Genomic DNA, 7,839 nt, shown 5'->3' with positions numbered 1-7,839 from the left:
CAACAAACCGCCTAACGGTATTACGTACCAAATTTTGAGTTTCGCCAAAATAGTGTGCATGAAGGTTAGCCATTTAAATTTCCGAAGGTGGTTGTGCTTATGCTTTGGAAGTAACTTACCGCAGACAATGCAGTGAAGCAAGCGGTTGCTTGGTTGTGTTTGAGGGGAATTGGTTCTCGTTGCTAGCAACGCGTAATTGTCATTTTGTTTGACGCGCCTTAGGCTTCCCTCTGGTTAAAAAGGAATTGAGCTAGTTGATGTCAGATTATCGAATTGAAATGCAAATCAGTAATGAAAATCAAAGTGTTTGTTTTGATAATTTTCCGTTGGAAAATTGTCGAGCGCCATACGAGATAGAATTACTCCCAATAGGAAAAGAAGCGAGAACTGCCGAGTGTCATTCGAGCACGGCAGCTGAAAAAGCGATTGAATCATGCCTGTTGGAGTTCGTAAAAAGCGGAGATTCTGCTTTGCTGTGTAAGCATGAATTGGTACTGGTTGAGAGCCCAGGTGTTAGTGAGATCTCTCGCAACATTACGCTTGTGCACCCGAAGAGCAACTCAATGTATGTTATCGGCGGTATTGGTTTGGTGCGGTTTGACTCCAAGCGAAAGGTGTTGACGCTTAATGACCCCTTACTTGATAGAGAATATGGTGAATATCAGAGAAAGCACGGGCGTAACCCGGGCGGGGTAATCTATGTTTCGGACGAAGGTGTGGAAGATGAAGATAACGCAACGCCTCTTGGTGTGAGTTATGCGACTAAGGGGCCTTATAGCCTTATTAGTAAGATAGAGAAGACAAAGGACGTTGCTCGGTCTGGAATTCGGACTCCTAGATATGTATGCGCAGGACGGATTACAAATCTCGATAAGGGTGAATGGGGGTTTAGTATCTATACAACGCCACTTCAGCCAGACTATCGTAGGAATCTTCGGCTTTACCTTGATTCTACAGCTAACTTCAAACCTGTTTTTATTGAGTATCTTTCGCGAAAGTATGCAGCATTATGGGAACTTCATTCTGGTTTAGGTTACTCGCATGGGCAGCCTACGATTGAAAATGCAGGCGCTATCTTGGTTTTTGATGATCAAGGGATTGTTCATGGTGATTGTATCTTAAAGGATATGGATACCTTGAAGCCTCTGCCAAAGTCCATGAATAAGAGTATTGTTGAAGGTCCGTGCCCTCAGCGTATCGGCATTAATATTAGAAAATCGCCGCATGTTGCTGCGCAAACTTATGACTTACAGCTTGCGGTCACTCAAGAGCTCAATATCTTACTTATCGCGTCACAGCAACTACCAACTCTGGACGTGAAATTTCAATTTTTAAAGTACCAGCTGTCTGTTATGTTCACGGAGATATGCAAGGCTTATCGTATCGTTGATGCTAAGCAGGCCCCAGAAATTTTAGAATTTTGTTTAACATATTTTGTTGGGGCGGTTCAGAGAGGGTTGAAATTTGACGCCTTCACGGAAGTACTTGGTGGGTTATTTGCAAACGCAGTTTTTGGGTTTAGCGCTCAGTACAAGGACCAAATTGAAGTGATTCCCGAATAACTTCCTTGTCCGATTTAGAAAAGGCCCTTTTAAGGCCCTTTTAAGGGCCTTTTTATGGACGTTGCAATGCAGGTGCCCCGAGTACTAAAAAAGCACGCGCACTCGCACTGTGCCACGAACGTTGCGAAGCTTTTCTAGCGCTAGCTCGCTGTATTCTTTGTCTACATCGACAACTACGTAGCCAACCTTTTCATTGGTTTGTAGGAATTGACCGCAGATGTTGATGTTGTTTTCACTAAATACCTGGTTGATTTCAGACATCACGCCAGGCACGTTTTCGTGAATATGAAGCAGTCTGTGGTAGCCGGGGTGTGCAGGCAACGCAACTTCTGGGAAGTTTACAGAGGTGACTGAGGTACCCGTGTCGCTGTAGGTTGCCAATTTTTCGCCAACTTCCAAGCCGATATTGGCTTGTGCTTCCATTGTACTCCCTCCGACGTGTGGAGTGAGGATAACGTTATCGAACTCGCGAAGAGGCGATAGAAATTCTTCATCATTGGACTTTGGTTCAACAGGGAATACATCGATGGCTGCGCCAAGCAACTTCTTATTTTTTAAAGAAGTGCAAAGTGCCTCGATATCAATCACGGTGCCTCGGGCGGCATTGATTAAGATTGCGTCTTGCTTCATTTGAGCAAGTTCTGCCTCGCCAATCATGTTCTGTGTCGCTTGCGTCTCTGGGACGTGCAGACTAACGATATCGGACATCTCGAACAGATCTTTCAGGCTATCGACCTGACGGGCGTTGCCAAGAGGGAGTTTGGTAATGACGTCATAGAAATACACTTTCATGCCAAGAGACTCAGCAAGGACGCTCAGCTGGCTGCCGATACTACCGTAGCCAACGATGCCCAGCTTTTTACCACGAATTTCGTAGCTGTTTGCGGCTGATTTCAACCAAACACCACGATGCGCTTTCGCATTTTTGTCAGGAACGCCGCGGAGCAATAAGATGGCTTCTGCTAAAACGAGCTCAGCCACGCTTCGCGTATTTGAATAGGGTGCGTTAAATACGGCTACGCCGTGGCGTGTCGCCGCCTCAAGATCAACTTGGTTCGTCCCAATACAAAAACAACCTACGCCAATGAGCTTCTCTGCTGCTGCGAAAACTTCTTCTGTAAGCTGGGTGCGTGAACGAATGCCAACGAAGTGCGCGTCTTTGATCTTCTCAATAAGATCTTCCTGCGAAAGAGAAGTTTTTAAATACTCAATGTTGGTGTAGCCAGCTTTGTTTAGTGTTTCGACGGCGGATTGGTGAACACCCTCCAACAGTAGAAAACGTATTTTTGCTTTGTCTAAAGACGTAGTTGCCATGAGCTCCTGATACCCTTATGTTGCAGTGCTCGCGTTGATTTTTTGTTGATCACGCGAAGCGACAATAATGAGAGGGCGCATATTCTATCATAACTCCGTGTGGCGGTAGCTATTCTGCTCTGCGAATGGCACTGTTTCTCGGTAAATAATTAATATTCATAGCGCATATTTAAGCGAAGCCTTCGCGAGGTGCATTACTGCTAGAGATGTGTACAATCTGGCGAATATTTTTAACGCGGTAGATAGAGGTTTACATGGCAACTCGCGATGACGTTTTACTGGCACTCGAGGCTGTTCTGGATGAGGGTAAGTTAAGAACTGACTCTGATTCGCTTGAAAGTCACGGCAAAGACTGGACAAAGATGTATGAGGTGGCGCCGTTAGCGATCGCTTTCCCGAGAAGTACTGAACAGGTTCAAGCCATTGTGAAACTTGCGAACGAGTTAGAATTTTCGATTGTACCATCTGGTGGCCGGACTGGTTTAAGCGGTGGAGCGGTTGCCTCGAACGGCGAAGTGGTGATTAGTTTTGATTACATGAACCAGATCGTTGACTTTAGTGCGAGCGATCGAAGCGTCAAGGTACAAGCGGGTGTGATTACGCAGCAGCTTCAGGATTTTGCAGAGGAGCAGGGATTGTATTACCCGGTGGACTTTGCCTCTGCTGGTTCGAGTCAGATTGGCGGCAACCTTGCGACCAATGCCGGCGGGATCAAAGTGATCAAATATGGCATGTCTCGTGATTGGGTATTGGGATTGACCGTTGTTACCGGGGCAGGCGAGATTCTAAATCTGAATTCCGACTTGCTTAAGAACAACACGGGGTATGACCTGCGGCACTTGTTTATTGGTGCTGAAGGTACCCTTGGCCTGATTACCGAGGCAACGATGCGATTGACCCGCCAACCAGACAATCTTACCGTGCTTGTTCTTGGCCTGAACGATATAACAAATACGATGGATGTGCTGAAGGCCTTCCAAAGCAAACTCGACCTGACTGCGTATGAGTTTTTCTCTCACGAAGCAATGGGGCACGTTCGAGCACATGCTGATGTGCCAGCTCCTTTTGAAAGTTCGGCGCCATATTATGCGTTACTCGAGTTCGAATGCACCACCGAGCAGGTTATGGACTCCGCAATGGAGTTGTTCGAACATTGTGTTGAAAACGAATGGGTAGTTGATGGCGTCATTAGTCAAAGCGAAACGCAAGCAAACAATTTATGGCGTCTACGCGAAGGTATTTCGGAGTCCATTGCCCCTAGAACGCCATACAAAAACGATATTAGCGTCGTTGTATCAAAGGTTCCCCAGTTTCTGACAGAAATTAACGATGTGGTGACCAAGCACTACCCAGATTTCGAAATCATTTGGTTTGGTCACATCGGAGATGGAAATCTCCACCTAAATATACTTAAGCCAGTTGACCTCGCAAGGGATGAGTTCTTTGCAAAGTGCGTAAAAGTGAACAAGTGGGTGTTTGATATCGTAGAGAAGTATAACGGCAGTGTTTCGGCAGAGCACGGCGTAGGCCTTGTTAAGAAAGATTATTTGCGCTATACGCGTAGTGACGCAGAGATAGCCCTAATGAAGGGCATAAAGCAGGTTTTTGATCCTAAAGGCGTGATGAACCCCGGCAAGATATTCGATTGAGGCGTCGGTGTGTTGTAAATCAAACCTCATGTAGTTTTGGTTTTAGTTGCCACTTTGCTGTCATTAATTGAAAAAGGAATGGATGTTGTACTCAGTAGTTTTGTTGGATGAAACAAAATTCGACGCTCCTTGCTCTAAGGTAGTATGCGTCGGGCGAAATTATGCAGAACACGCTCGCGAGCTTAATAATCCGATTCCCAGCTCTCCAATTTTGTTCATAAAGCCTGAGTCGAGTATTCAGGACCAAAGTATTCTAAAGATCCCGCGCGACGGCATCCACTATGAAACTGAGTTGGCTATCTTAATTGGGGAGCCTGGATTAAGCGGTTCAGGGCGCGTCAAACCTGAGATTGCGGGTATTGGCTTAGCGCTTGATCTTACGGATAGGGAGCTGCAATCGCAGTTAAAGGAGAAGAGCCATCCGTGGGAGCGCGCTAAAGCGTTCGATGGCGCCGCTTACCTCACCCGATTTATTCGTTTTGATAACCAGAATCTTGCGAATATTCGGTTCTCTCTCAATCTTAACGGGGATACGGTGCAGCTTGGTGCCTCGTCCGATATGCTTTTTGATATTGAAACCTTGTTAACGGAGATCGCGACTACGTTCACCCTGCGCAAGGGAGATGTGGTGTTGACCGGAACTCCAAAGGGCGTTGGAACGTTAAAAAATAACGACACTTTACTTCTCCGCTTAGAATGCGGCTCTTCCGAGCATGACTTTGATCCAATCAGAGTAGCGACTCGTGGCGTCTAATAAAACTCCTGCAAAGAGCAGAACAAAACGCTTTTTTAAGCTAGCGGGTATGACCGCTAGCGTAGCGACACGTTACGCTGGCGAAAAAATTAAAGACGTTGTTCAAGATGAGAAAACGCGTAAAGACAGTAAGTCAGTTGCTTATGGAAAAATGGCGGAGGACATCACCGAGACCTTAGGTGAGTTGAAAGGCGCTGTGATGAAGGTGGGGCAAATTGTCTCGCAAACGCAGGATTTTTTGCCGGCTGAATTTTCTGAGGCCTTAAAGAAGCTCCAAAAAGAAGCGCCACCGGTAGATTTTAAAGTTATTAAACAGCAGGTAGAGAGTGAGCTTGGCGATTCGCTACCGATCTTGTTTCAATCGTTTGACGAAAAACCTTATGCCGCGGCATCCATTGGTCAAGTGCACCGAGCCGTCACGCATGATGGTAAGGACGTGATCGTTAAAGTTCAGTATCCGGGCGTTGCTCGTTCGGTAAACTCTGATTTAAAACAGTTAAAGCTTACGTTGAAACTTGGCGGCTTACTCAAAATGCCGAAAGAAAGTGTAGATCGGCTGTTTAGTGAGCTTCAAGAGCGCCTTAACGAAGAGCTGGACTATGAGCTAGAGGCGCAGAACCTAAAAATGTTTCATGATTTTCATCGTGAAGATCAGCACATAGTGATTCCCGAAGTTTTGGACAGCCTTTCGACTGCGCGCGTTATAACGCTCGAGTTCGTTGAAGGGGATTCAATCGATGAGCTCCATGAATTGGGGTACACAGACCAGGAGCGCGAAAAGCTCGCCAACAAGCTATTCGATATGCTAGGCAACCAGTTGTTTGTTTTTGGTTGTATTCATGGCGACCCGCATCCTGGCAATTTCGCGTTCCGAAAAGATGGCACGGTTGTGGTCTATGACTTTGGGTGTGTGAAAAGCCTCAAGCCGGAGATTGTTCAAGCATATCGAGATGCGGTCGTGTTTAGTATTGACGAAGCCTACGCATTGGTTGACGAAGCGCTGATTCGACTTGGTGCTCGTGTCGCAAACAAGCCAAGCCCCGGCGCCGATTACTACAAAGTTTGGCGAGATATCTTTTTTAAACCGTTTATGGGCGAATCATTTGATTATGGCGCTGCACAACTGCATATAGAAAGCGCCAAACACACGGGTTTATTTTTTAAACATCTTGAGTTGTTTCAGCCCCCTGTCGACAGCCTTTATATAGACCGAATGGTGAGCGGGCATTACTGGATACTCAAGAGCATGAAGGCGTCCGCGAATTTTCGTTCAGCCCTAGACGAACATTTGTTCTCAAGTCGCTATACTAACCAACAACAATAACTCTTTAAGTAAAATAATCAGATGACGATTGCGCTTATATTGGGTGCGTATTTTGCTGGTCTCTTAGCAAAACAGTTCAGCTTCCCCCCTTTGGTCGGTTATTTATTTGCCGGCTTCGCCCTGCATTTAGCTGGCTTCAATTTAACGGCTGATGTCCAGCTTATAGCGGATCTTGGCATTACCCTCATGCTGTTCACCATCGGTTTAAAGATAAACATAAAAGACCTTGTCGCGCGCCAAGTATGGGGGTCAGCGCTGAGCCACATGGGCCTTTGGATGGTCGCTTGTTTGTTAATCAATGGGGCAATGGGGGCACTTGGCCTCTTACTCTTTGATTTGACCATGCTCGAAACGGCCATACTCATCTTTGCATTGAGTTTTAGTAGTACGGTCTGTGTTATCAAGGTGCTTGAGGAGGCCGGCGAAATTCGGAGTCGCCAAGCTACGATATCTGTAGGCATACTCATTATTCAAGATTTAGTTGCCGTTGGGTTTTTGGTTGTTGCAACGGGAGTTTTACCTAGCCCTTGGGCAGTCTTGCTTCTTTTGTTACCTCTTATTCGTCCACTGCTCGATAAAATTCTTGCTGCTACCGGGCACGGCGAGCTATTGCCACTAGCCGGGCTAATGCTCGCTCTAGGCGCGTATGCTTTGTTTGAGCTAGTGAGTGTAAAAGGGGATTTTGGCGCCTTAATAGTGGGCATGGTTGTTGCGACGAGCCCAAAGGCGAGCGAACTCTATAAATCGTTAATCAGCTTTAAAGACCTGTTCCTAATCGCGTTCTTTTTGAGTATAGGTTTGAGTGCGTTACCAGACTCGTACATGTTGTTCTTGGCATCTCTTTTGTTACTTTTGCTGCCTCTCAAGTTCCTCTTATTTTATTGTGTCTTAAGTCTTTTGGCGTTTAGAGCGAGAACCGCATTTTTGTCTGCATTGCTTTTAGCGAACTTCAGTGAGTTTGGTCTGATCGTGGTCGCGCTTAGTGTTAAAGAAGGCTTGCTGGATCAAGTCTGGCTTGTCGTACTCGCCATTACGGCAGCGCAATCGTTTGTCATTACCTCGCTTCTCTATAAAAACGCTCACGTGTTTTACGCGCGACTATCGCCGTTCTTACTGCGCTTTCAAAGGCAGAAGGCGACCGATTCTTCCACCATTCAAAAGGTGCCAGGAGCAAATGTGCTGGTAATTGGCATGGGACGGGTAGGGCGTGGTGTCTGTGAATCGCTTGAACGCCAG

Annotated in this window: 6 protein-coding genes; 5 read left to right on the top strand and 1 reads right to left on the bottom strand. The window is 46.3% G+C overall.

Annotated features, from left to right (window positions below):
* Nucleotides 1–257 precede the first annotated feature (257 nt).
* On the top strand, nt 258–1,562 hold the full coding sequence (locus tag A3751_RS21550; RefSeq protein ID WP_068458829.1) for a hypothetical protein: 1,305 nt from the start codon (nt 258–260) through the stop codon (nt 1,560–1,562).
* Between the two features lie 84 nt (nt 1,563–1,646).
* Here the strand turns inward: A3751_RS21550 and serA are convergent, their stop codons facing one another.
* On the bottom strand, nt 1,647–2,876 hold the full coding sequence (gene serA, locus A3751_RS21545) for a phosphoglycerate dehydrogenase (RefSeq protein ID WP_068458828.1): 1,230 nt from the start codon (nt 2,874–2,876) through the stop codon (nt 1,647–1,649).
* A gap of 254 nt (nt 2,877–3,130) precedes the next feature.
* Between serA and A3751_RS21540 the strand changes: the two genes are divergently transcribed.
* The 4 genes from A3751_RS21540 to A3751_RS21525 form a co-directional block, all read left to right on the top strand.
* Nucleotides 3,131–4,525: an FAD-binding oxidoreductase gene (locus A3751_RS21540; RefSeq protein ID WP_068458827.1), complete on the top strand. Its 1,395-nt coding sequence runs from the start codon at nt 3,131–3,133 to the stop codon at nt 4,523–4,525.
* 82 nt (nt 4,526–4,607) lie between these two features.
* Nucleotides 4,608–5,279 carry a fumarylacetoacetate hydrolase family protein gene (locus A3751_RS21535; protein WP_068458706.1) on the top strand — a complete coding sequence of 224 codons (672 nt, stop codon included), beginning with the start codon at nt 4,608–4,610 and terminating at the stop codon, nt 5,277–5,279.
* A gap of 49 nt (nt 5,280–5,328) precedes the next feature.
* Nucleotides 5,329–6,603 (top strand): AarF/ABC1/UbiB kinase family protein, encoded by a 1,275-nt coding sequence (locus tag A3751_RS21530; protein ID WP_068458830.1) that lies wholly within the window; start codon nt 5,329–5,331, stop codon nt 6,601–6,603.
* Between the two features lie 21 nt (nt 6,604–6,624).
* On the top strand, nt 6,625–7,839 hold a 1,215-nt coding region (locus tag A3751_RS21525), incomplete at its 3' end, for a cation:proton antiporter (protein ID WP_068458826.1).

The organism is Oleiphilus sp. HI0080, from assembly GCF_001635135.1.
Note: the sequence above shows the minus strand (reverse complement) of the source record. Positions and strands in the feature narration are given on the sequence as shown.

Excerpts from the sequence above, each read along its gene's own strand:
- A3751_RS21550 (WP_068458829.1), top strand. The coding sequence starts at position 258 with ATGTCAGATTATCGAATTGAAATGCAAATCAGTAATGAAAATCAAAGT.
- serA (WP_068458828.1), bottom strand. The coding sequence starts at position 2,876 with ATGGCAACTACGTCTTTAGACAAAGCAAAAATACGTTTTCTACTGTTG.
- A3751_RS21540 (WP_068458827.1), top strand. The coding sequence starts at position 3,131 with ATGGCAACTCGCGATGACGTTTTACTGGCACTCGAGGCTGTTCTGGAT.
- A3751_RS21535 (WP_068458706.1), top strand. The coding sequence starts at position 4,608 with ATGTTGTACTCAGTAGTTTTGTTGGATGAAACAAAATTCGACGCTCCT.
- A3751_RS21530 (WP_068458830.1), top strand. The coding sequence starts at position 5,329 with ATGACCGCTAGCGTAGCGACACGTTACGCTGGCGAAAAAATTAAAGAC.